This is a genomic window from Pseudomonas sp. M20, assembly GCF_045037865.1.
Classification (GTDB): domain Bacteria; phylum Pseudomonadota; class Gammaproteobacteria; order Pseudomonadales; family Pseudomonadaceae; genus Aquipseudomonas.
Genome location: NZ_CP173611.1, coordinates 2,837,257 through 2,859,512 on the forward strand (window position 1 = coordinate 2,837,257; position 22,256 = coordinate 2,859,512).

The window sequence follows — 22,256 nt, forward strand, 5'->3', positions numbered from 1 at the left end:
CGGGGATATTGGAGAAGTACGCCGACCTGAACGTACTTCACTGAATCCATAATCGGCTTCGACCAGTATTTGCTTCACTGAATCCACAATCGGCTTCGACCAGTATTTGCTTCACTGAAGCCATAATCGATTCGGTCTTTCAGGTCGATGTATCCCCCAAGACACCTCGGTCGGCCCCCTCTCCCTCTGGGAGAGGGCTGGGGTGAGGGTTTAGCGTCAGTCGGCTCAACCCGGCCAACAGCACCAAGCCCACCAGCAACACCGCAATCCCCAAAAATGCCCCAAACCCCACCACCGTCACGCTGGAATACAGCATGTACAGGCACAACCCGAAAAACAGCAGCGGCAACAGCGGATACAACGGCACCTTCACCGGCCTCGGCACCTCAGGAAAGCGCCGTCGCAGGATGATCAGCGCTACGCTGCTCAAACTCAGAAACAGCCAATAAACCGGGGTCAGGTACTCGACCATGGTGTTGAAGCCGCTCTGAGTAAAACTGCCAAACAGCACCAGCAACAATGCCACCGCTCCTTCCGCCAGTAACGCTTTGCGCGGTACACCATGGCGGTCATCCCAGGCGCCGAAGCTGCGCAGTTGTGGCACATCGCGCGCAGCAGCGTAAGTGGTGCGAGCGCCGACCAGCAGGGTCGAGTTGATGGTCGCGATCGCGGCGATACCGACCATCAGCAAAATCAGCATGACACCCGGTGCACCGAAAGCACGGTTCAACAACTCAACCGCCGGTGCATTGCTGGCGGCCAGTCCAGCGAATCCCAAGCCCTGAACGAACGCCCAATTGAGCGCCAGATAGATCGCCATCAACACGCTCAGCGCACCGAGCATGGCGATGAAAATCCCCCGCCGGCCATCACGCACTTCCGCCGACAACGTCGCCGCATCGCTCCAGCCGCCGAATGCCAGAAAGACGAAAATCATCGCCGCCGAGAACCCGGCCATGCCGGTGTTTTGCGCGACGGGCGCAAGACTCGGCGCAGGCGCTTCGATACCTTGCCAGGCCAGAAAAACACCGGCACTGGCGATGCTCAAAAAACCCAGCGCCAGCAGCCCCACCAACAAGGTCTGGGTAATAAAACCAGTGTGTTTACCGATGAGATTAAGCGACACCAATGCCGCAATCACCGCCCCGGCAAACAACCCGGAGCCGTACTGCCCCAGCGGCACCACCGCATCGACGTAATCGGCAAACATGAACGCCGATAACGCTATCCACCCGGTGTGCATCACCGAAAACCGCGACCAGGCGAACAAGAATCCCATGCGTTCGCCATACGCCGTGCGCAGAAAGTGATAGTCGCCGCCCGGATGCGGAAACGCCGTGGCCATCTCTGCAAAACACAGCGCGCCAATCATCGACGCGACGCCGCCCAGCACCCACACCAGGTAGAAATGCTCCGGCCCGACATTGAGGGCCACGGTCGGCGCGGTTTTCAGGATGTCGGTGGTGATCACCATGCCCAGCGTGATCAGCAACGCCTGAAACACCGGCAGATGCCGCCCCGGCCCCGCGTCAGAAACCATAGGTGACGCGGGCGTAGTAGTAGGCGCCGTTGGTGCCGATTGGCGAGAGCACGTCGTACGGCAGGTTGCCGCCGTAGTTGATCGCCGAACCGGAACGTTCCGGGTAGTTGTCGGTGAGGTTGTTGCCGCCCACGGCAATGTTGAATTTCGGGGTGAATTTGTAGGCCACCTCGGCGTCCAGCTGCCACACCGCGCCGTAAGTTTGCTCCGGTTGCGAATCGCCGAAATCGAACACGCGAGTGGTCTCGCCCTGGCGGGTCAGACGCCCGAGCAAGCCCCAATGCTCGCTGGCCCAATTGGCGGAAAAGATGAAGCGATCCTTCGGCGCCGCGTCGGTCAGGGTGTTGGTTTCTTCGACACCAACGAGCGCGTCATTGCCAACGCCCAGCGCCGTCAGTTGCGACGGCGTGCCTTTGGTGCTGGTGACTTTGGTGTGGTTGTAGGTGTACGCGGTGGTCAGGCCCAGTTGCCCTTCGTAGAACGGTTGGTGGTAGTTGAGCACCAATTCGGCACCGTCGGTGCTGGTGTCCGCCGCGTTGGTGAAGAAGTTGACGTCGTGCACGCCAGCAACGCCGAAGTTGTCGTTGATGTAGTTTTCCAGAGCATCGCTGCCAATGCGTTGCGACAGGGTGATGCGGTCTTTGACGTCGATGCGGAACACGTCCAGCGACGCGTCGAAGCGTTCGTTCAACTGGAAAGTCAGGCCAAGGCTAAAGTTCTTCGAGGTTTCCGGATCGAGTTTTTCAGCGCCCAGTGCGCGGGCGATCGGGTCGTTGACCGAGAGCACGCGGATGTCAGTCAGCGTGCCGCCATCGCCGAAGTTACTGGTGGTGTTCTGGAAGCCACTTTGCGCCAGCGACGGTGCACGGAAGTTGTTCGACACCGCACCGCGCAAGGCCCATTGCTCGGTGAGCTTGTAGCGACCGCTGAGTTTGCCGGTGAGTTTGCTGCCGGCATCGTCGTAATGCTCCCAGCGCGTAGCGGCGTCAACGAAGAAGCGGTCGGTGAGATCGCCGGAAAACTCGGCGTAAGTACCGAACACGTTGCGATCCAGATCCGATTCTTCGCTCGGGCGCAGGCCATTGGCGCCGTCGGCACCGGAGCCGATGTAGGAGGCCTCGTCACCGGCATAGGTCAGGTAGTTTTCGTAGCGGTATTCGCCGCCAACCGCGAGTACGAAGGAGCGCTCACCGAGACGCAGTTCGCGGCTCAAGTCGAGGTTGCTGGTGGTCTGGCGCAGCTCGTAATCGCCGGTGTCGAACTTCGTCGGTGAGTCTTCGCCGAGACTGGCGTTGAGCGTGTGCCGGGTCGATCCGTCGAAGCGGTTGCGACCGTGGGTGACGCTGCTGTCGAAGTCCCACTCGTCACCGATCAGGCCTTTGAAACCGGCGGTGGCGGAGATGTCTTTGTTGTCGCCGAGCGATTGCGGCAAGTAGCCGTTGGGGTAGAACTGCGGCTGTTCGTACGGGTAGCGATAGAACTCGGCGCCGGTGGTGTGGCGCTGGTTATAGGTGCCGAAGCTGTAGGCCTTGCCGCCGGCCAGTGGCAACTCACTGTTGAACCAGAGGTTGACGTCGCGCGCGACGCCGTCGCCCATCACATAGTTGCGCTGGCCAGGGCTGTCGGCAAAACCGTCGAAACCAGCGCGGTTGGTGGGGTTGCGATCCTTGTATTCGGTGCCGCCACGGATAAACCCGCCCTCCTCCCCCAAACGCGTGCCGATCTTCGCCGTGGTCACGCTGTTCTGGCCGTCGGTGGTGGTCTTGTCGATCGCGTCCTGACGGGTGTGATAGGCGCCATAACTGGTCGACACCTCACCGCCCTCGGGGGCGTCGTCGAGGATAATGTTGATCACCCCAGCAATCGCGTCGGAGCCGTACTGCGCGCCGGCACCGTCACGCAGCACTTCGATGCGTTTGATCGCGCTGAGCGGGATCGAGTTGAAATCCACGGGGGCAGTACCGCGACCGATCTTCGACGAATCGTTGACCACCGCCGACGTGTGGCGGCGCTTGCCGTTGACCAGTACCAGCACCTGATCCGGGCTCATGCCGCGCAGTTGCGCCGCACGCACATGGTCGGCGCCGCCGGAGTTGGATTGGCGCGGCAGGCTGAAGGATGGCAACAAAGTCTGCAATGCCGCGCCCAGTTCACCGTCAGCGGCGCCGGCGGATTTGAGGTCTTCAGCGGTGAGCACATCGACCGGCACCGGCGAATCCAGCACGGTGCGCGAAGTGCCACGGGTGCCGGTGACCAACACGGTACCAAGTCGGGATTCGCTGTCAGCGCTTGCCGAAGTTTCTTCGGCGTTGGCCGGAAGTTGCCAGATAGCGGACACGACAGCAGCCGCCAGTAATGAACGGGAACGGTAATACATATAACAGCTCCTTGAATCGCAGTTAATACCCGGCCGTTGCCGACAATAAAAGTTCGGCAAGCAATGCGCGGAAATGTCTGCTGTAGTTTTGGATTTCTGGAAGGCAGTGAAGGCTTTTTTACGGTGAGTTGCAGTTTCCCCAGCGTGAGACGTTTCCCCTTGAAAGCCGATGCTAGACGAGCTGCCGTCGATCGCAAAAGAACCAATAACGCTTAGGTTAGATCGCTCTAAAAAGTTGTTCTTAGTTCAACAGAAGTGTTGCTGAGCCAACACCTGAACCAACCAACACCAATTTTTTATATTGAAATGCAGTCCCCCTGTAGGAGTGAGCCTGCTCGCGATAGCGGTACATCTGTCGACATCACCGTTGAATTTAAAACCGCTATCGCGAGCAGGCTCACTCCTACAGTTTTGATCTGCGTCGGGCACTACTTAGTCGAACTCTTTTTCCAGCCAGGCATTCTCGGCAATATCCAGTTCATCCCCACTGAAACGCTGTTCGGCAAACGGATCGGCGTGCAGATGAAAGCCATTCTGCTCCCAGAACCCCGGTTGTTCCTGCTCGACGAATTCAAGCCCGCGCAGCCACTTCGCGCTCTTCCAGAAATACCGCCCCGCCACCACCAGCCGCAGTGGCCAGCCATGTTGTGCGGTCAGCGGTTGGCCGGCGTAATGGGTGGCCAGCAGACTGCCCGGATGCAACAGATCGTCGAGTCGCAAGTTGGTCTGGTAATCGTGGTCGGCATGGGCCATGACAAAATCCGATGTTGGCTGGATATCAAATGCCTGCAACAGGTCCTGCAGATGCACCCCGCTCCACTCGGTGTCGAACTTCGACCAGCGCGTCACGCAATGGATGTCGCAGCGCAGTTGCCGTTGCGGCAGCGTCTGCAGATCGGCGTAACGTAATTCGATTGGCCGTGCGAGTGTGCCGAACAGGCGCAGCGACCAGTTGGCGAGGTCGTAATCCGGTATTTCGCCTTCGTGGAGAATTGGAAAACGCTCCGTCAGCACCTGGCCTGGGGGTAGTCGTTTACCGAGCGCCGTATCGGTTTTCGGGGAACGGCTTTTGCGTAAGCGGTCAGCTTTGTTGTGCATAGTCACTCCATTTTCAAGGGTGCCCCCAATTCCCTGTAGGAGTGAGCCTGCTCGCGATAGCGCTGGGTCAAGCGCCAAAGATGTCGACAGACCTGACGCCATCGCGAGCAGGCTCACTCCTACAGGGGATCGTTGTCGGTAGGAGGATCTAGTTGACCACCGGGATCCACGCCGCCCGTGCGACATTCGCGGAATCACCAAAGCTGGGGAGCTTCTGCGCCAGATCTCGAACGTTTTTCACATCCAGATCCAGCAACTGCTGGCGGGTAATCAACGTCGGCGGTACCAGCACCTGATGCCCCGGGTTTTCCCCGGCAATCAACATCGCCAGACTGCGCACGCTGATCGCCCCGGCGACTTGCGGATTGACCGCCGCCGTCGCCGCCCAGGCACTGTCCGGTTCTTTCATGATCTGAATATCGGCGGTGGAAATATCGGCGCTGTAGATCTTCACCTTGCTGGTCAGCCCAGCCTCATCGACGGCGATTTTCGCACCTTTGGCGAACTCATCGAACGGTGCGAAGATCACGCTGATGCCTGGATTGGCTCGAAGCACGGCGCTGGCCTGATCCGCCACCGAGTTGGCAATCGGCGGATTCAGCGTGCCAAAGCGTGCCTTCTCGACGATCCCCGGATTGGCTTTCTTCACCTGACTCCAGATTTCATCGCGGCGCTCCATCGGCGTAAAGCCGCTAATGTACACGTAGCCGGCATCAAACTTTGTGCCGTTGTCCTTGATGGCCTGATCCAGTGCCAGACGCGCCAGCGCATGGTGATCCTGCTCGACCTGAGTCACTTGCGGGGTGTTCAGATCGACATCGAAAGCGACGACTTTGATGCCTTTGGCGATGGCCCGATCGATCGGCGCTTTCAGGGTTTCGGCCAGGCCGAGCTGGACGATGATGCCGTCGACGCCGAGATCGACCGCCTGATCGATCATCTCGCCCTGACTCGCCGCTTGCTGCCGGGCATCGAATACCCGCAGGTTGGCACCCAGCGCTTCGGTCTGTTTTTCGACGCCGCGCAAATACGCCTCGGGGAAGTCCCCGGAGAACAAATATCCCACCAGCGCGATCTGCACCTGACCTTTATCGAACGGTGCCGGCGCACCTGGCAAGGCTTTAGCCTGAGCGCCCAGCGCCACTGCCGAGAGCAACGCACCAGCGAGGCATTGACGGGCGAACTGTGTGATTGAACCGTGCATGCAACTTCCTTGAATAAAGCGGCTCAACGCGCCCGATGCGCGAGGCCGAACGTGAACATCAGGGCCAGCACCAGCACCAGTCCCTTGACGAAATCCTGCGCGTAATACGGCGCGTTGAGCATGGTCAGGCCATTGAGCAGCGCCGCCACCAGCAGCGCCCCGACCAGGGTGCCGAAGGCATTGGGCTTCTTCGCACCGAGCACGGCAAAACCGATCAGCGCCGCGCCGAGAGCATCCAGCACCAGACCGTTGCCCGAACTGACATCGCCGCGACCCAGGCGCGCTGCCAGCAACAACCCGCCGAGCGATGCGAGCAACGCCGAGAGCACGTAAGCCAACAACTTGAAGCGCTGCACCGGAGCACCGGCCAGACGCGCCGCTTGCTCGTTGCCGCCGATCGCATAGAACAAACGACCAATGCGCGTACGTTCGAGAAACAGCCACACCGCCACTGCTACCACCGCCGTGATCAACACCGGAATCGGCACCACCTCCCACAACCGTCCACGCCCCAGCGCCAGAAACGCAGCACTGAACGTACCTTCGGTTTCCTCACCGCTGGGCAGCGTCATGCCTACCGCAATCGAGCGCCCGCCAGTGGGAATCAGCTGCACGCCGATCACCAGAAACATGCTGCCCAGCGTCGCGAGAATGTCCGGCACCCGCAGTTTGACGATCAGCCAGCCGTTGAGCAGACCGACCAGCGCCCCACCGGCCAGACTGATCAACACCGCCGGCACCGCGCCCCAGCCGAGCACGACCATCACGTAACTGGCGATCATCAGGCTCATCGCCGCCACCGCGCCAATCGACAGATCGAGACCGCCGACCGCCATGGTCAGCGTCACGCCGAGCGCCAGCAGCGCGACAATCGACACCGATTGCAGGATGCTGAACAGATTGCCGACGCGCAGGAATGCCGGCTCGGCCACACTGAAAAACACCACGATCAGCGCCAGCAGCCATAACAGGCCGTAACGGATCAACCCGTGCAGCAGACGTTCGGCGCGTGCCGGCTCGGTCGATAACAGTAAACTTGAATCAGGCACTCGCTCTGCTCCTTGGCGTGGCTTGAGGGGAATGTTCGGTCACGTCGCTGCCGGCCAGTGCAGCGACCAGATCAGCACGATCGAGGCCGGCACGCGGGTACTCGGCGACCACGGCGTGATCGCGTACCAGCAGAATGCGGTCGGCAATTTCCAGGGCTTCATCGACGTCGGCGCAAATCACTAAAGTCGCGCGCCCCTCGGCGCTGTCGCGCAGCAGTTGGCCGATGTCGCGGCGGGCGCGCACGTCGACGCCTTGAAAAGGTTCATCAAGGATCAATACTCGCCCATTGCCGAGCAGCCAGCGGCCGAGCACGACTTTCTGTTGATTGCCGCCCGACAACGCGCTCATCGGCACATCGATGCCGGCAGTCTTGATCCCCAGCGCTGCCACTTGTGCCTCGACCGCTGCGGCCTCGGCGCGGTTGCGGATAAAACCGCCACGTGTGAAGCGCTCCAGAAACGGCAAGGTCAACGTCCGGCGCAGGGAAAAATCCGCCACCATCGACTGACTGGCGCGGTCTTCGGCAGCAAAGAACACCCCGCTTTGAATGGCCTGGCGCGGTGAGTCCGCACGCCAGTCAGCGTTATCCAGTTGCACGCGGCCCGAGGTCGCTTTACGCAGGCCGAACAGCACCTCGGCGATTTCACTTTTACCGGCGCCCAACAGCCCAGTGAGCACCACCACTTCGTTTTCGTGCAGTGTCAGGTCGAACGCGGCGGAGCGCGGCAGAATTTGCATGGCGTTGAGTTTCAACACCTCGCGCCCGGCCACGCACGGCTGATAAACATGCTCGGCCAGCGCCTGCCCGAGCATGGCGCTCACCGCTTCCGGCAATTGCCGAGCGGTGAACTCACCCGCGAACTGACCATCACGCAGAACGATGGCGCGATCCGCCACGCGTTGCAGGTCGGAGAGTCGATGGGAGATGTACAGAATCGCCACGCCGCGACTGCGCAAGGTGTCGATCAAACCAAACAGGCGCTGCGCCTCGGTGTCGGAGAGCGCTGCCGTCGGCTCATCGAGAATCAGCAGACGCGGCTGCAAGGCCAAGGCCCGAGCAAGCACCACCAATTGCCGTTCGGCCTGACCGAGATGCTCGATCGGTTGCTCCAGCGGCAAGGTCAAACCCAGCCCGGCGGCGATGCTCGCGGCGCGTTCCAGCAGGCGTTTGCGATTGAGCCAGAAGTCCGCGTCTGGCTTGCACAGTTCATCGAGCAGGAGGTTTTCCGCGACGCTCAAACCGGGTGCAATGCCCTCGTTGATCTGTTGATGCACCGCGACAATGCCGAAGCGCCGCGCCGACAGCGGCGAGCTGAAATGCCGTGGCGCGCCTTCCAGCCAGATCTCGCCAGCGTCGGCAGTCTGGCTGCCCGCGAGGATCTTCACCAGGGTCGACTTGCCCGCGCCATTGGCACCGAGCAGCGCCACTACTTCGGCGGGATAGATGTCCAGGCTGACGGCATCCAGCGCCCGGCTCGCGCCAAATATTTTGCTCAACTCACGCACACGAATCAGTGGCTCGCGAACTACAGCGACCGGCACACTCATACAAATCCTTAGCGGCGATGCGCCAGCGAACGAACCAATCGATCACCCAGGCTTTGCACGCCTTGGACGAGGATCACCAACACCACCACCGTGGCAACCATCACTTCATTGTTGAACCGCTGATAGCCGTAACGGATCGCCAGATCACCGAGCCCGCCGCCACCGATCACCCCGGCCATCGAGGAAAAACCGATCAGCATCACCAGCGTCAAGGTGATCCCGGCCAGCAACGCCGGCAACGCTTCGGGTAGCAACACCTTGAAGATCACATGACCGATGTCGCCGCCCATGGCGAGGATCGCTTCGATGCGGCCCTTGTCGACTTCGTCCAAGGCGTTTTCAACGATGCGTGCGAAGAACGGAAACGCGCCGATGGTGATCGGCACCACAGCGGCGGTGCTGCCCAGTGTTGTGCCGACCAGCAACCGCGTCAGCGGAATCAGGGCGATCAGCATCACCACGAATGGCAGTGAACGGCCGAGGTTGACCACGCCACCCAGCGCGGCATTCAAGCGTGGCAACGGCAACAGCCCGTCGCGACGACTGATGAACAGCAACACGCCCAGCGGTAAGCCGATCAGCAGCGTGAACAGCCCCGCGAGCAAGACCATGTACAGGGTTTCACCGGTGGCGTTGAACACCAGTTGCAGGATTTCATCCCAATTGACCGTGCGGTTCATGAATGCGCCGCCCGTACGCCGTATTGTTTAAGAAAACTCAGGCCCGGCTCAGCGTGACCCAGTGGCAAGCCGCAGGTCGGCCGCAGCGAAGCGCCCAGTTGCGATTGCGCATCGGCCAGCAGCCTTGGCACCGGCCCGGCTTCGACCAGACGTCCGTTGGCCATGAACGCAGCGTGATCGCAGATCGACTTGACCACCTCCAGTTCATGGGTGATCAACACGATGGTCACGCCCAATTGCCGATTGATGTCGCGAAGCAATTGCAGGATCGATTCGGTGGTCTCTGGGTCGAGCGCACTGGTGGCCTCGTCCGAGAGCAGGTACGCCGGCTCTGCGGCGAGGGCGCGGGCAATGCCGACGCGCTGTTTCTGGCCGCCGGACAATTGCGACGGGAAGGCCTGCGCCTTGTCACTTAAACCGACCAGTTCCAGTAATTCGCGAACCCGCACATGGCGCCACGGTTTGCCGATATTGGCAATCTCCAGCGGCACCGCGATGTTGTCGAACACCGTGCGCGAATGCAGCAGGTTGAAGCCCTGGAAGATCATGCCGATGCGCTGGCGTTGTTTGCGCAGGTCACTGTCGGACAGCGTCAGCAGATCCACACCGTCAATCAGAATCCGGCCGCTGTCCGGACGTTCGAGCAGATTGAGACAGCGCAGCAGCGTCGACTTGCCCGCCCCGCTACGCCCGAGAATCCCGAAGACCGCACCGTCGGGAATGCTCAGCGAGACCTGATCGAGTGCCGGTTGCGCGGCCGAAGGATACGTCTTGCTCAACTGCTCGACGGCGATCATGGCTTGCTGCCCGCCACCGGAATCACTGAACCGGCAAAGTTGTCGGTGATGTATTTGGCGACTTCTGGCGAAGTCAGGTCCTTGGCCAGTTGCGCGATACGCGGGTCGTGCTCCAGCTTCGGCGTGGTCACCAGAATATTGGCGTAGGGGTTGTGCTCGGCTTTCTCCAGGCCCAAGGCATCCTTGGCTGGCACCAAGCCTGCGTCGAGCGCGTAGTTGCCGTTGATCACGGCCAGATCGACGTCGTCCAGCGAGCGCGGAATCTGCGGTGATTCGATTTCGAGAATCTTCAGCTGTTTCGGGTTCTCGGCGATGTCCTTGGGCGTTGCCTGATCGGCCGCCGGGTCATTGAAACCGGATTTGAGTTTGATCAGGCCGTTGTCCTGCAACAGGTACAGCGCGCGGCTCAGGTTGGTGACGTTGTTGGGCACGGCGACGGTGCCTTTTACCGGCACGTCGGCGAAGCTTTTGTGCCGGTGCGAGTAGATGCCCAAGGGTTCGATATGCACCGTGGCCGCCACCGCAAGTTTCTCGCCGAGGGCCTTTTCCTGGGATTTCAGGTACGGCAGGTGCTGGAAGTAATTGGCGTCGACATCACCGTGCACCAACAGCTCATTGGAGTTCACCCCGTTGGGGATCTCGATGACTTTGAGATTCAGCTGCGGATCGATTTTCTGGATGTACGCCAGAATCTGCGCGTGGGGCACCGGGTCGGCGGCCACGCGCAACGGCTCCAGCGCCTGCGCACCGAACGACGTCACTAGTGCGCCGAGCACGGCCAGGGTCAAACCTGCTTTCTTGATCATGTGCGGAGTCCTTGAGCGAGTGATGAGTCAGGCGGATTTGCGAACCGGCGGTGGCGGCAGCAGCGCATCGGCGTAGAAGCGCTGCGCGACATCGGGATGCGAGCGCAAACGACCCTTGAGGTAGTTCCAGCCGACATCGCGAAACAGCGGATTGAGCGGATCACTCGCCGGCCCGCGCGCCTCGCGCAACAGTGCAGTAGGCAGCGGATACAGCGGCACCACGGCGTCCAGTTGCGCGCCGAGGAAGAACGCGACCGACAGGCGTTCGCTACCCGCCGGTGGCGAAACCACGCGATGCACCGTGGCCCGCAGATAACCGTTGCTGGCCAGTTCGAGCAGTTCGCCGATGTTCACCACCAGGGTGTTCTCACGCGGCAACGCGTCGATCCAGCGCCCCTCTTCGATCTCGACCTGCAGACCGGCCTGCTGGTCTTGCAGGAGGAAGCTGAGGAAACCGGAGTCCTTGTGCGCGCCGACACCCTGGTGGCTCGACTCGCTGGACTGGCCGGGATAGCGCATCAACTTGATGTGTTCGTTGGGTTTGTCGCCGTAGAGCTGATCAAACGCGTCGGCCCGCAGCGACAGTGCCTGAGCGAACGCACGCAGCAGGCGCAACGACATCCGCGTCATCGCCTCTTGCCATTCCAGCAGCAAAGGTTTCAGTTCCGGCAGTGCCGCCGGCCATTGGTTGGGGCCTTGCAGCCGCGCCCAGAACGGGCTGTCCGCCGTCAATGGCAGCGCCTCGCGCTCGGCGCCCAGATCGAACTGTTCACGCAGATCAGGCTGGCCACGGGTGATCTCCGAGGCGGCACGGTTGTACCCGCGAAAGTGCGGTGAGTTGATCATGCCGACGGCGGTTTTCTCACTGTCGGGCAAGGCGAAGAATTGCCGGGCGTGGGCCTGCACCTGCTTGAGCAAGTCGCTGTCGATACCGTGGCCGGTCAGGTAAAAGAAGCCGACGTCGCGGGCGGCGTGGCGCAGGTTTTCGAGAAATTCGTAGCGCTGCTGAGCTGTGCCTTCGAACTGCGACAGGTCCAGCGTCGGTAATGCGGTGATATCGAGGGTATGCGGCATGATTCACTCCCGTGTGAATCAAACCTGAAGAACCTGTGATCGATTCAGCGTGTGCCGTCATGGCAATCGGGGGTCTATCGGTTTGATGCGTTTTGATTCGTCGTTGCGACAAAACTAAACGATCTTAAAAATACGTAGCCAATATCTTTTTCGCATTACCTTAGGTCTGAATTCCCCTCACCCCAACCCTCTCCCGAGGAGAGGGAGCCGACCGAGTTGTCTTGCGGTATACATCGACCTGAACAACCGGGTTGGATTCGGCGAATATCGTTCACGTTGGCGTGACGCTCAAGATCACCTTGATCAGTTCCCCTCACCCCAGCCCTCTCCCAGAGGGAGAGGGAGCCGACCGTGTTGGCTTGCGGTGTACATCGACCTGAACAACCGGGTTGGATTCGGTACAAAGCGTTCAGGTCGACGTAGCGCTCTAGATCACCTCGGTCAGTCCCCTCTCCCTCTGGGAGAGGGTTAGGGTGAGGGGCACTGACGACTCGGTATCAAGCGTCCTGCAACGCACGCGGTCGTTGGCTGCGTTGTTCGGCACTGGCGTCCGGCGCCTGCTGCAACTGGAAGTCGAACTTCAGCTCCGCATAACGCCCCAAAACCGCGTCCTCACGGAACACCACTTCCCCGACCAAGCCTTCACGGGTCGCATAGGCGAAGTCATCCCACAGGTATTGATCGCCCGACAGATTGATCTGCGTGGTCAGGTGCCGATGCCCCGGTGCGCTGATGAAGAAATGCACATGGGCCGGGCGCTGGCCATGGCGGCCGAGCTGGTTCAGGCATTCCTGGGTCGGCCCTTGCGGGTCGCAGCCATAACCGGACGGAACGATGCTGCGAGCGCGGTAGCGGCCCTCGGCGTCAGTGATGATGCGTCGACGCAGGTTGTACTCGGACTGGCTCGGGTCGAAAAACGAGTACGTGCCCTTGGTGTTGGCGTGCCACAGATCAACGGTGGCACCGGCCAGCGGCTGGCCATGCAGATCGAACACTTGGCCTTCGAGGTGCATAACGGTGGCGACGCCCTCCTCGCTGCCGTCATCCATGCGGCACTCACCTTCGCACAACGGCGCGCCGGCCACGTACAGCGGGCCTTCGATGGTGCGTGGCGTGCCGCCGGTCAAGCCGATCTGTGCATCCTTGGCGTCCTGCAACAGGTCGAGAAAATGCTCGATTCCGAGGCCGGCGACCAGCAGCCCTGCTTCCGAGCGAGCGCCCAAACGGTTGAGATAGTCGACCGATTTCCAGAACTCGTCCTCGCTGATGTCGAGGTCTTCGATGATGCTGGCGCTGTCCTGCAAAATGCGCAGGACGATGGTTTTCAGCCGGGAGTTGCCGTCGACGTTGGCAAAACCGGCGGCTTCTTTGAAGAACGTTTGCAATTCGGCGGTGTGGGCAATTTTCACGGTCATGGTGGTTACCTCATCTTGTTGTTTTGTCGACGCAGTTCTTGAGTTCCAGCACCGTCCCTTGTAGGAGTGAGCCTGCTCGCGATAGCGGTCTGCCAGTTACCATCGATGCTGAATGACACACCGCTATCGCGAGCAGGCTCACTCCTACAGGGACCGGGTTGGGTCAGCGGTCGTCGCTGTGGATCGACGACGGATGCCGGCAGAGGCCATCGACCTCGATGTCCATGTAGGGGAACAACGGCAGAAGAATCAGCGTGTCGTGCAGGGCCTCGACGCTGGGGACATCGAACACGCTGTAATTGGCGTAATGCCCGGCGATGCGCCATAGGTGTCGCCATACGCCGTCGCGTTGCAACCGTTGGGCCAGTTCCTTTTCGTCCGCCTTCAGCCGGGCGGCCAGCGACGGGTCCATATCGACGGGCAATTTCACGGTCATTTTTACGTGGAACAACATGCTGGTTCTCCTGATTCAGTGGCGACGAAAACGCGCCAGACGCTCTTCGTCCAGCGTCAGGCCAAGGCCCGGGGTTCGCGGGATGTGCAGGTGGAAATCGCGGTACTGCGGCGTTTCAATGACGATGTCTTCGGTCAGCAACAACGGCCCAAACAGCTCCGTGTCCCAGGTCAGTTGTTTGAGCGTGAGGAAGGCGTGCGCCGAGGCCAGCGTGCCGATGGAGCCTTCGAGCATGGTGCCGCCGTACAGCGCGATGCCGGCCGCCTCGGCGATCTGCGCGGTTCTGAGCACGGCACGCGGGCCGCCGTTCTTGGCGATTTTCAGGGCGAACACACTGGCAGCACCGTCGGCGGCAAGGCTGAAAGCATCCTCGACGCTTTCGATCGATTCGTCGGCCATGATCGGCGCCGGGCTGCGCTGATTCAGGCGAATCTGCCCGGAGCGGTTGACCCGCGAGATCGGCTGTTCAATCAGGTCGATGCCGTTGTCACCCAGTACCTGACAGCCGCGAATTGCCTGGGATTCGTCCCAATACTGGTTAACGTCAACTCGCACACTGGCGCGCTCGCCCAAGGCTTTTTTGATCGCCACCACATGCTTGAGATCCTGCTCCAGCGGGTTGGCGCCGATCTTCAATTTGAAGATGCGATGGCGACGCGCTTCGAGCATCTGCTCGGCTTCAGCGATGTCGCGGGCGGTGTCGCCGCTGGCCAGGGTCCAGGCCACTTCGAGGCTGTCCCGTACGCGGCCGCCGAGCAGTTCGCTGACCGGCAGACCGAGGCGTTTGCCTTGCGCATCGAGCAGCGCGCTTTCGATGCCGGACTTGGCGAAAGTGTTGCCCTTGGCAATTTTGTCGAGCCGCTGCATCGCCGCGTTGATGTTGTTGGCCTCCATGCCTACCAGCGCCGGCGCCAGATGCGCATCGATATTGGCTTTGATGCTTTCCGGGCTTTCATAACCGTAAGCGAGGCCGCCAATGGTGGTGGCTTCGCCGATACCTTCAATGCCATCGCTGCAGCGCAGGCGCAGAATCACCAGGGTCTGCTTCTGCATCGTGTGCATCGCCAGTTTGTGCGGGCGGATGGTCGGCAAGTCGACGATGATCGTCGTCAGGTTTTCAATCAGGATTCGCTGCATTTCAATGTCCCTTGAAAAGTAATCAACCGAGGTCGCCGCCACCAACCGGCAGAGTCACACCGGTGATGTAGGAAGCGTCGTCGGAGGCGAGAAAGAGGATTGCGCCAACCTGTTCGTCGAGGCTGCCGTAGCGTTTCATCAGGCTGCTGTCGAGGGTTTGCGCGACGATTTCCTGATACCAGGCCTGCTCCTGCGCCGACGGTTCGGCGGCATTGCGCGGGATCCGCCGGGGCGGTGCTTCGGTACCGCCCGGTGCGGTAGCGTTGACGCGAATCCCGCGCTCGGCGTTTTCAAAGGCCAGGCACGCGGTGAGCGCATTGATGCCGCCCTTGGCCGCGCCGTACGGCACGCGATTGACGCTACGGGTAGCAATCGATGAAACGTTGACGATGGCCCCGCAACCTTGCTTTAGCATGTGCGGCAGCGCGGCGTGGCAACACCACAGCGTCGGGAACAGTGAGCGGCGCACTTCAGCCTCGATCTGTTCGACTTCGTAATGCTCGAAGGGCTTGGCCCAGATTGTGCCGCCGACGTTGTTGATCAAAATGTCGAGACGGCCAAACGTGTTGATGGCTTCGGCCATGACTCGCGCACAATCGGCGTATTGCTCAAGGTCAGCGGTCAGTGCGAGAACGCCCTCGCCTTGCAGCTCGTGAACCAGCTCTGAGCGGTCTACGGCGACCACTTGTGCGCCTTCGCGCAACAGGCGTTCGCACACACGGCGGCCGATACCCTGCGCCGCGCCAGTGACCAGTGCGACCTTGTTGGAGAATCTGTTGTTCATGACAACCTCGAAAAAGGATTTCAGGCAGCCGCAGCGGCAAATTTTTCGTAGTAGAAATTCGCCGGGGTGATGCCCTGCTCGCGGATGTATTGGCTGACCGCCTCAACCATCGGCGGCGGCCCGCACAGGTACACGTCGACGTCGCCTTCATTGAGATGGCGCGGCTCGATGTGCTGGGTGACGTAACCCTTGAGCGGATGCGCGCTCTGCGGATTGGCCACGCACGCGCCGAAGCTGAAATTGGCGATACGTGCGGCAAAGGACTCGAGACGATCAAGTTCGACCAGATCGAAATCGTTGGTCACGCCGTAGATCAAATGCACGAGATGATCGCTGCCCTGCTCGGCGATCTTTTCCAGCATCGCGGTGAACGGTGCCAGGCCGGTGCCGCCAGCGAGCAGCAACAACGGCCGCTTGATCTCGCGCAGATAGAAGCTGCCCAAGGGACCGGCCAGCGTCATGCTGTCGCCAGCCTTGGCCAACCCGGTAAGGAAACTGCTCATCAAGCCGCCAGGCACGTTGCGAATCAGGAAGCTGACCTCGCCGTCCTTTTGCAACGAGCTGAAAGAATAGGCGCGACTCTGCGCGCTGCCCGGCACTTGCAGATTGACGTATTGACCCGGCAGAAACGCCAGTTTGCTCAGCGCCTCGCCCTTGATCGACAGCGCGATGGTGCTTTCGGACAACTGCCGGACATCGCTGATCGAGGCCTGGAAACTGGCCTGTTCGGTCTTGCACAGCTGCGAGCCTGCCGGCACTCGCACCACACAATCGCTTTCAGCGCGCATCTGGCAGGTCAGCACATAACCTTGTGCGAGTTCGTCGGCGCTCAAGGCGTCTTCGATGAAGTTGTCGCCCATGTCGTAACGCCCGGCCTCGGCGAAACATTTGCAGTTGCCGCAGGCGCCGTCACGGCAGTCCAGCGGGATGTTGATGCCTTGGCGATAAGCCGCATCGGCGACGGTTTCATGGCCGCCAGCCTCGATGAAACGGGTGACGCCGTCTTCAAAATTAAGCGCGATCTGGAAATTCATGGTGCACCTCGCCGTGTCGACTAGATGTGGTAGATGTCGATGACCTGACGGACGTAATCGTTTTTCAGCACGACTTTCTTGGCCTTGATCAGCGGCTGTTCGCCGCGCAGACCGAGGGTGTAGAAACTGCTGCCGAAGTAGCTGTCAGTGACCTGGTAACGAAAGCTCAGGGTGTGCCAGTTGAAGCGCACCTGACACTCGTCTGCGCTCTGCTCGACGATTTCGATGTTGCTCAGGTTGTGCGAGGTGCGGGTGTCGGGAATGGTCGCGCTGGAGCGCTCGGTCTTGATCCGGAAAATGCGGTCTTCGAGGCCGCCACGGTTGCCGTACCAGATCAGCGAGATTTCGCTTTGCGGGTCTTCGGTGAGGGTGTCGTTGTCGTCCCAGGCCGGCATCCAGAAAGTGGCGTCGGCGGCGTACAGCTCCAGCCATTGATCCCACTGGCCGTCATCAAGATAACGCGCCTCGCGGTAGAGAAAATCGCGCACGCAGTCGTAGAGGTTGCTCATCACACGGCCTCCACGGGGATCAGTTGTGGCTCGGTGGCAGCGGCCTTGAGCATGGTTTCCTGCCAGTACTTGTGTTGCAGTACAAACAGGCCTTCGTCTTCGGTGCGCATGCCGGAGAGCAACGGTTTGAGATCGATTTCTTCGGCCGCTGCGTCCGCGCCCTCGACCCAATGCGTCGCGCCTCGGGACATGTCGTTCCAGCCACGACCAGCGCCGTAACCGGTCTGGCACGAGCGGAATTCTTCCAGGTCATCCGGCGTGGCCATGCCGCTGACGTTGAAGAAGTCTTCGTACTGACGAATGCGCTTGGCCCGCGCTTCAGCGCTCTCGCCTTTGGGAGCGATGCAGTAGATGGTGATTTCGGTCTTGTCGACCGAGATTGGCCGGGCAATGCGGATCTGTGAGCTGAACTGATCCATCAAGTACACGTTCGGGTACAGGCACAGGTTGCGCGAGTTTTCGATCATCCAGTCAGCGCGGGCCTGACCGAAATCCCGGGCCAGTTCGTCACGGCGCTCATAAGCGGGACGGTCTTCGGGGTTGGCCCAGCGAGTCCAGAGCAGCAGATGGCCGTGATCGAACGAGTAGAAACCGCCGCCCTTCTTCGCCCAACTGCCGGCGCTCATGGTCTTGATCGCCTCACCTGCTTCGCGCTGTTGACGCTGGTTCTGGGTGGCGGCGTAGTTCCAGTGCACCGAGCTGACATGGTAGCCATCGGCGCCATTTTCAGCGGTGAGTTTCCAATTGCCTTCGTAAATGTAAGAGCTGGAACCGCGCAGCACTTCCAGGCCTTCTGGCGACTGATCGACGATCATGTCGATGATCTTGGCGGACTCACCCAAGTGCTCGGCGAGGGATTTCACATCGGCATTCAGGCTGCCGAACAGAAAGCCGCGATAGGACTCGAAACGCGCGACTTTGGTCAGGTCATGGGAGCCTTCGCAATTGAAGCCTGCGGGATAGCCGGCTTCGCTCGGGTCTTTGACCTTGAGCAGTTTGCCGCTGTTGTTGAACGTCCAGCCGTGGAACGGGCAGGTGTAGCTGGAACGGTTGCCGGACTTGTGCCGGCAGAGCATGGCGCCACGATGGCTGCAGGCATTGAGGAACGCGTTGAGCACACCGTCCTTGTTGCGCGCGATGAAGATCGGCTGACGGCCCATGGTGGTGGTCAGAAAATCGTTATTGTTGGGGAGCTGGCTTTCGTGGGCGAGGTAGATCCAGTTGCCTTCGAAGATGTGCGCCATCTCCAGTTCGAACAGCCGCGGATCAGTGAACATCTCCCGCTTGCAGCGGTAGGCGCCCTTCTCCTTGTCTTCTTCAAGCATGGCATTGAGGTAGTCGATTCCCAGGGACATGGCCGGGGCCTCCATTGTTATTGTTCAGGCCAGGTCAGATTAGGGAGGCGATGCACGGGGCAATAGCCGAATCCTGCAGATCGCTATCCGTTTTGTGCAGGATGGCGCGGCAGATGATTCGGCGTGTTTCGGAGAGGGTTTAGCGCTGTGTTTTAGTGGCGGCGTTTGAAGGTCTGCGACGGCAGTTCGCCGTACTGTTGGCGATAGCTTTCGGAGAAGCGACCGAGGTGCAGGAAGCCGTAGTCCAGGGCCAGTTCGGTGAGACTGCGCACCGGGCAACTTGGATCGCTGAGGCAGGTGTGGATGCGCGCCAGTTTGCGCTGGCGGATGTATTGCATCGGCGTGACGCCGAGTTGGCGTTCGAACAAAACGTACAGCGAGCGCGGGCTCATGCTCGCCTGTGCGGCCAGATGTTCGGCCGGCAAATCCAGTTTCAGATTGCGCTCGATGTAATCGACGATGCGCTCGAAGCTGACGTTCGGTGCGCTTAGGCACTCACGGCTGACATTGGTGTTCATCAGCGAGATCAGTTTGCTACCGATGATCTGCGCGTAATGCTCCTGCACCCGCAGCAACGGGTCGCTGGCCTCGGCTTCCTGACAGATCATCGCCAGCAGATTGGTGAAGCCTTCCAGCTCATCGAGCCGATAGTGATTGCGCAGGAAACGGATACCGCTTGCCGGACGCTGCCAGCGCTGCTCGTCGCACACCGATTCAAGCACGCTGACCGGCACCTTGAGGATGAATTTTTCGCAATCATCCGAGTAAGTCAGATCGACCGGATCATCAGGATTGATCAACAGCAACTCGCCCGGCACCAGATGCTGCTCGCGCTTGTGCCCGCGCCACAGGCAATTGCCTTGCAGCAGCACTTGCAGATGGTAAACGGTCTCCAGGGCCACGGAGGTCACGCGTACGCTGCCGCCATAGCTGATGCGGGCCAGATCGAGATTGGCGAGTTTGCGATGGTTGAGGCTGGCTTGCGGGTGGGCGGTTCTGGACAGGCCGATGAAGTGCTGGCCGACGTGCTGATTGACGTAGTCGGAGACGGCATAAGGGTCAGCGTGACGAAACACGCTGCTGCGATCGCTCAGCAGATGGCTGTCCATGGGAGGTGCTCGTTGTTGTCGTTATTTTGGTTTCACGGGGTTTCAGGCATCACGTGTCACAGTACGCCGGAGTGTCAGGGTGGGCAATTGGACGAAGGTTTGGGTACTCGATAATCGAACACTTTTTGTGGATTACAGAGTGTGTTTGAACAACGCCTACACTTGCCGAAGAAATGCCCTACACGCCAAAAAAACCCGATAAAGAAAAATCCTACTTATGACAGCTTTATAAAACATAAAAAGCCCGTTTCAGTCGAAACTGGAACGGGCTTCTCCCACCTCAACAGCCGCTACTTCAGGTCGTCAAAGTGGTCTCGCAGGAACTCGTAAAAGCGAAATGCTTTAAACAATCTCCATACAAGGCTCAGCGTACGCAGCAAAAGCTTCATACGTTTTGGCCTCCGGGGCTGGGGGCCAAACCTCCGGCAAACTTACCGGATCATGCTTGTCTTCAGCCTGCACGTTAAAGCAGCTAGTGAGGCGGCCGGTTGAAATCCCTCCGAAACATCATTCCGGAACGGGTGCAAAACCGTGTCAAAGGGCATGAAACCGTTTAGTCACCAGCCTGGCCTCACCGCTGCTCGAACAAGTGAGCGCCCGCATCATAATCTTCATTCAAAGGCTTTCAGGAAAAGTAATTTTCTGTTTTGTTAACCATTATTTCTGCCAGCTTTTTCTGGAAATGAAATAGCACAAACAACCAGCTTCATACGAACTTTAACCTTGCAAGGGGGCACAAAGACTCCTACCATGAGCGAACGTTAAAGCAGCTAGTGAAGCAACAAACCTCGGCCGCAACCCAAGGTTTACAAAAGAACCGCCCCGCAAAGGCGGTTTTTTTTCGTCTGCCTTTTCACTGCACCCACCGATGAAAATCAGATCACAACGCCCGCGCCCACGTCTGACTCACCAGATCCTTGCCAAAGCTGTGAACCGCTTCTTCCTCCACCAGTTCAAACCCGGCCTGCTGATAAATCTTGCGTGCAGCCGTCAGGTTGCTGGTCGTCCACAGGGTCATTTTCTGGTAGCCAATCTGCCGGGCAAAGCGCAGGCACTCCTCGACCAGACGACTGCCAATGCCCAAGCCCCGCGCGCTGGCGTCGACGTAGAGCATGCGCAGTTTGGCAGTGGTGGCGTCCTGGCGGACGATGAACACGGAGCCGATGACCTTGCCGTCCTTTTCCGCAATCCAGCAGCGCTCGCTCGTCGGGTCGTAATCACGCAGGTACTTGGCGACCACCTCCGCCACCAACACCTCGAACTCCGCGTTCCAACCGTATTCGCGGGTATAGAGTGCCGCTTGTTGTTGCATCACCGTGCCCATGTCGCCGGGCTGCGGATCGCGCAACAGGTAAGTTGAATCCTTGCTGCCCTCCAGCAGTGTCTGGATCAGCGTCATGGCGCCGATCAGTTGTTTTTGCTGCGGTTCAGGCAATCGCTCGAGCATGGCGACGATCTGTTCGCGGGAAGCCTTTTCCAGCGGGACCAGAATTTCGCGCCCGATGTCAGTGAGGTGCAATTGTGCAGCGCGGGCATCCGTAGGCGACGGGACTTTCTGGATCAAGCCGCGCTTCTCGAAACCGCTGATGATCCGGCTCATATAGCCGGCATCGAGGCCGAGCATCTGGCGCAGATCAGCGCTGGTCAGGTCACCACGCGAGGCCAGTTCATACAAAATGCGCAGCTCAGTCAGCGAGTAATCGCTTTGCAGCAGATGCTCCTGCAGTACGCCGATCTGATGGGTGTAGAAGCGGTTGAAGCCGCGCACAACGTCGGCTTGTTCGAGGAGATGGCTGCTGGACATGGCAGATACTCAAGTAGTTGCTTAAGGCAACTATATATTTGCCTGAAGCAACCATGTCAACAGAAAGCTATTTGCATTTGGCCAAGACCACCTGACAGGTATCCGGCGTGCCTCCAGACCGACCGGCATAGCGGATGCAGTTGTTCATCGACTTCTGCCGAGCCATGTTCAAACTGGAGCCCCAGGCCAGACCGCCCTCGCCGACCGACGGCAAGGCTTTGGCGTAGCAGGCATCGCCAACACCCGACGGTGGATAGTGTTTTCGGCTGGAACAGCCTGCGTTAAACGTCAGGCTGAGGCCGATCAGGGTAAGCATGCCCCAGAGCGAGCATCGGTTGAGCATCGTATTTCACCTGCCGCCAAAGGGGTCGTGACCTACAGAGTCTAGCCCCCTCACCTGCACAAATCTTCTAAACGCCCTTCACCATTGCGCGGTATTTTATGGAGCCGCACCTTTGTAACGCCGAACACTGGAGACTTC

20 protein-coding genes are annotated in these 22,256 nt (G+C 60.0%); all 20 read right to left on the minus strand.

Going from position 1 to position 22,256, the window contains the following annotated elements; translation table 11 throughout:
• Window positions 1–139: 139 nt before the first annotated feature.
• Window positions 140–1,540, minus strand: coding sequence for an APC family permease (locus ACI514_RS12695; RefSeq protein WP_405123965.1), 1,401 nt, complete (start codon window positions 1,538–1,540; stop codon window positions 140–142).
• Window positions 1,530–3,917 carry a TonB-dependent receptor plug domain-containing protein gene (locus ACI514_RS12700; RefSeq protein ID WP_405123966.1) on the minus strand — a complete coding sequence of 796 codons (2,388 nt, stop codon included), beginning with the start codon at window positions 3,915–3,917 and terminating at the stop codon, window positions 1,530–1,532. The genes ACI514_RS12695 and ACI514_RS12700 overlap by 11 nt, the downstream gene beginning before the upstream one ends.
• A 432-nt stretch (window positions 3,918–4,349) precedes the next feature.
• Window positions 4,350–5,015 carry a sulfite oxidase-like oxidoreductase gene (locus tag ACI514_RS12705; protein ID WP_160057551.1) on the minus strand — a complete coding sequence of 222 codons (666 nt, stop codon included), beginning with the start codon at window positions 5,013–5,015 and terminating at the stop codon, window positions 4,350–4,352.
• Window positions 5,016–5,163: 148 nt separating this feature from the next.
• On the minus strand, window positions 5,164–6,219 hold the full coding sequence (locus tag ACI514_RS12710; protein ID WP_405123967.1) for a substrate-binding domain-containing protein: 1,056 nt from the start codon (window positions 6,217–6,219) through the stop codon (window positions 5,164–5,166).
• Between the two features lie 23 nt (window positions 6,220–6,242).
• On the minus strand, window positions 6,243–7,268 hold the full coding sequence (locus ACI514_RS12715; RefSeq protein WP_160057549.1) for an ABC transporter permease: 1,026 nt from the start codon (window positions 7,266–7,268) through the stop codon (window positions 6,243–6,245).
• Window positions 7,261–8,817 (minus strand): sugar ABC transporter ATP-binding protein, encoded by a 1,557-nt coding sequence (locus ACI514_RS12720; protein WP_160057548.1) that lies wholly within the window; start codon window positions 8,815–8,817, stop codon window positions 7,261–7,263. Before ACI514_RS12720 ends, ACI514_RS12715 begins: the two co-directional genes overlap by 8 nt.
• A gap of 8 nt (window positions 8,818–8,825) precedes the next feature.
• Window positions 8,826–9,497 carry a methionine ABC transporter permease gene (locus ACI514_RS12725; RefSeq protein WP_405123968.1) on the minus strand — a complete coding sequence of 224 codons (672 nt, stop codon included), beginning with the start codon at window positions 9,495–9,497 and terminating at the stop codon, window positions 8,826–8,828.
• Window positions 9,494–10,294, minus strand: a complete 801-nt coding sequence (locus ACI514_RS12730) for a methionine ABC transporter ATP-binding protein (RefSeq protein ID WP_160057546.1) — start codon at window positions 10,292–10,294, stop codon at window positions 9,494–9,496. The genes ACI514_RS12725 and ACI514_RS12730 overlap by 4 nt, the downstream gene beginning before the upstream one ends.
• On the minus strand, window positions 10,291–11,100 hold the full coding sequence (locus ACI514_RS12735; RefSeq protein WP_095049871.1) for a MetQ/NlpA family ABC transporter substrate-binding protein: 810 nt from the start codon (window positions 11,098–11,100) through the stop codon (window positions 10,291–10,293). The genes ACI514_RS12730 and ACI514_RS12735 overlap by 4 nt, the downstream gene beginning before the upstream one ends.
• Window positions 11,101–11,127: 27 nt before the next feature.
• Window positions 11,128–12,174, minus strand: a complete 1,047-nt coding sequence (locus ACI514_RS12740) for an isopenicillin N synthase family oxygenase (protein ID WP_160057545.1) — start codon at window positions 12,172–12,174, stop codon at window positions 11,128–11,130.
• Window positions 12,175–12,671: 497 nt separating this feature from the next.
• On the minus strand, window positions 12,672–13,589 hold the full coding sequence (gene catA, locus ACI514_RS12745; RefSeq protein WP_405123969.1) for a catechol 1,2-dioxygenase: 918 nt from the start codon (window positions 13,587–13,589) through the stop codon (window positions 12,672–12,674).
• Between the two features lie 163 nt (window positions 13,590–13,752).
• A complete protein-coding gene (gene catC / locus ACI514_RS12750; protein WP_405123970.1) occupies window positions 13,753–14,043 on the minus strand; it encodes a muconolactone Delta-isomerase in 291 nt (96 codons plus the stop codon).
• A 15-nt stretch (window positions 14,044–14,058) separates the two neighbouring features.
• A complete protein-coding gene (locus tag ACI514_RS12755) occupies window positions 14,059–15,180 on the minus strand; it encodes a muconate cycloisomerase family protein (protein ID WP_405123971.1) in 1,122 nt (373 codons plus the stop codon).
• Window positions 15,181–15,202: 22 nt separating this feature from the next.
• A complete protein-coding gene (locus ACI514_RS12760; RefSeq protein WP_405123972.1) occupies window positions 15,203–15,964 on the minus strand; it encodes a 1,6-dihydroxycyclohexa-2,4-diene-1-carboxylate dehydrogenase in 762 nt (253 codons plus the stop codon).
• A gap of 20 nt (window positions 15,965–15,984) precedes the next feature.
• The gene (gene benC / locus ACI514_RS12765; protein ID WP_405123973.1) at window positions 15,985–16,998 is read right to left on the minus strand and encodes a benzoate 1,2-dioxygenase electron transfer component BenC; all 1,014 of its coding nucleotides are present in this window, start codon (window positions 16,996–16,998) and stop codon (window positions 15,985–15,987) included.
• A 20-nt stretch (window positions 16,999–17,018) separates the two neighbouring features.
• Window positions 17,019–17,507, minus strand: a complete 489-nt coding sequence (benB, locus tag ACI514_RS12770) for a benzoate 1,2-dioxygenase small subunit (protein WP_160057540.1) — start codon at window positions 17,505–17,507, stop codon at window positions 17,019–17,021.
• Window positions 17,507–18,862 carry a benzoate 1,2-dioxygenase large subunit gene (gene benA, locus ACI514_RS12775; protein ID WP_099758901.1) on the minus strand — a complete coding sequence of 452 codons (1,356 nt, stop codon included), beginning with the start codon at window positions 18,860–18,862 and terminating at the stop codon, window positions 17,507–17,509. Before benA ends, benB begins: the two co-directional genes overlap by 1 nt.
• A gap of 152 nt (window positions 18,863–19,014) precedes the next feature.
• Window positions 19,015–19,971: an AraC family transcriptional regulator gene (locus ACI514_RS12780; protein ID WP_095118488.1), complete on the minus strand. Its 957-nt coding sequence runs from the start codon at window positions 19,969–19,971 to the stop codon at window positions 19,015–19,017.
• An 880-nt stretch (window positions 19,972–20,851) separates the two neighbouring features.
• The gene (locus ACI514_RS12785) at window positions 20,852–21,775 is read right to left on the minus strand and encodes a GNAT family N-acetyltransferase (protein WP_405123974.1); all 924 of its coding nucleotides are present in this window, start codon (window positions 21,773–21,775) and stop codon (window positions 20,852–20,854) included.
• Window positions 21,776–21,842: 67 nt separating this feature from the next.
• Entirely contained in the window at window positions 21,843–22,118 is a 276-nt protein-coding gene (locus tag ACI514_RS12790; protein ID WP_095118486.1) for a hypothetical protein, read from the minus strand.
• Window positions 22,119–22,256 lie beyond the last annotated feature (138 nt).

What these genes read in the sequence shown, in the direction of transcription:
- ACI514_RS12735 (WP_095049871.1), bottom strand. Translation starts at nt 11,100, where the DNA reads ATGATCAAGAAAGCAGGTTTGACCCTGGCCGTGCTCGGCGCACTAGTG.
- ACI514_RS12780 (WP_095118488.1), bottom strand. Translation starts at nt 19,971, where the DNA reads ATGGACAGCCATCTGCTGAGCGATCGCAGCAGCGTGTTTCGTCACGCT.
- ACI514_RS12740 (WP_160057545.1), bottom strand. Translation starts at nt 12,174, where the DNA reads ATGCCGCATACCCTCGATATCACCGCATTACCGACGCTGGACCTGTCG.
- ACI514_RS12695 (WP_405123965.1), bottom strand. Translation starts at nt 1,540, where the DNA reads ATGGTTTCTGACGCGGGGCCGGGGCGGCATCTGCCGGTGTTTCAGGCG.
- ACI514_RS12700 (WP_405123966.1), bottom strand. Translation starts at nt 3,917, where the DNA reads ATGTATTACCGTTCCCGTTCATTACTGGCGGCTGCTGTCGTGTCCGCT.
- ACI514_RS12725 (WP_405123968.1), bottom strand. Translation starts at nt 9,497, where the DNA reads ATGAACCGCACGGTCAATTGGGATGAAATCCTGCAACTGGTGTTCAAC.
- ACI514_RS12785 (WP_405123974.1), bottom strand. Translation starts at nt 21,775, where the DNA reads ATGTCCAGCAGCCATCTCCTCGAACAAGCCGACGTTGTGCGCGGCTTC.
- ACI514_RS12705 (WP_160057551.1), bottom strand. Translation starts at nt 5,015, where the DNA reads ATGCACAACAAAGCTGACCGCTTACGCAAAAGCCGTTCCCCGAAAACC.
- ACI514_RS12760 (WP_405123972.1), bottom strand. Translation starts at nt 15,964, where the DNA reads ATGAACAACAGATTCTCCAACAAGGTCGCACTGGTCACTGGCGCGGCG.
- benC (WP_405123973.1), bottom strand. Translation starts at nt 16,998, where the DNA reads ATGAATTTCCAGATCGCGCTTAATTTTGAAGACGGCGTCACCCGTTTC.
- ACI514_RS12720 (WP_160057548.1), bottom strand. Translation starts at nt 8,817, where the DNA reads ATGAGTGTGCCGGTCGCTGTAGTTCGCGAGCCACTGATTCGTGTGCGT.
- benB (WP_160057540.1), bottom strand. Translation starts at nt 17,507, where the DNA reads ATGAGCAACCTCTACGACTGCGTGCGCGATTTTCTCTACCGCGAGGCG.
- ACI514_RS12710 (WP_405123967.1), bottom strand. Translation starts at nt 6,219, where the DNA reads ATGCACGGTTCAATCACACAGTTCGCCCGTCAATGCCTCGCTGGTGCG.
- ACI514_RS12730 (WP_160057546.1), bottom strand. Translation starts at nt 10,294, where the DNA reads ATGATCGCCGTCGAGCAGTTGAGCAAGACGTATCCTTCGGCCGCGCAA.
- catA (WP_405123969.1), bottom strand. Translation starts at nt 13,589, where the DNA reads ATGACCGTGAAAATTGCCCACACCGCCGAATTGCAAACGTTCTTCAAA.
- ACI514_RS12790 (WP_095118486.1), bottom strand. Translation starts at nt 22,118, where the DNA reads ATGCTCAACCGATGCTCGCTCTGGGGCATGCTTACCCTGATCGGCCTC.
- catC (WP_405123970.1), bottom strand. Translation starts at nt 14,043, where the DNA reads ATGTTGTTCCACGTAAAAATGACCGTGAAATTGCCCGTCGATATGGAC.
- ACI514_RS12755 (WP_405123971.1), bottom strand. Translation starts at nt 15,180, where the DNA reads ATGCAGCGAATCCTGATTGAAAACCTGACGACGATCATCGTCGACTTG.
- benA (WP_099758901.1), bottom strand. Translation starts at nt 18,862, where the DNA reads ATGTCCCTGGGAATCGACTACCTCAATGCCATGCTTGAAGAAGACAAG.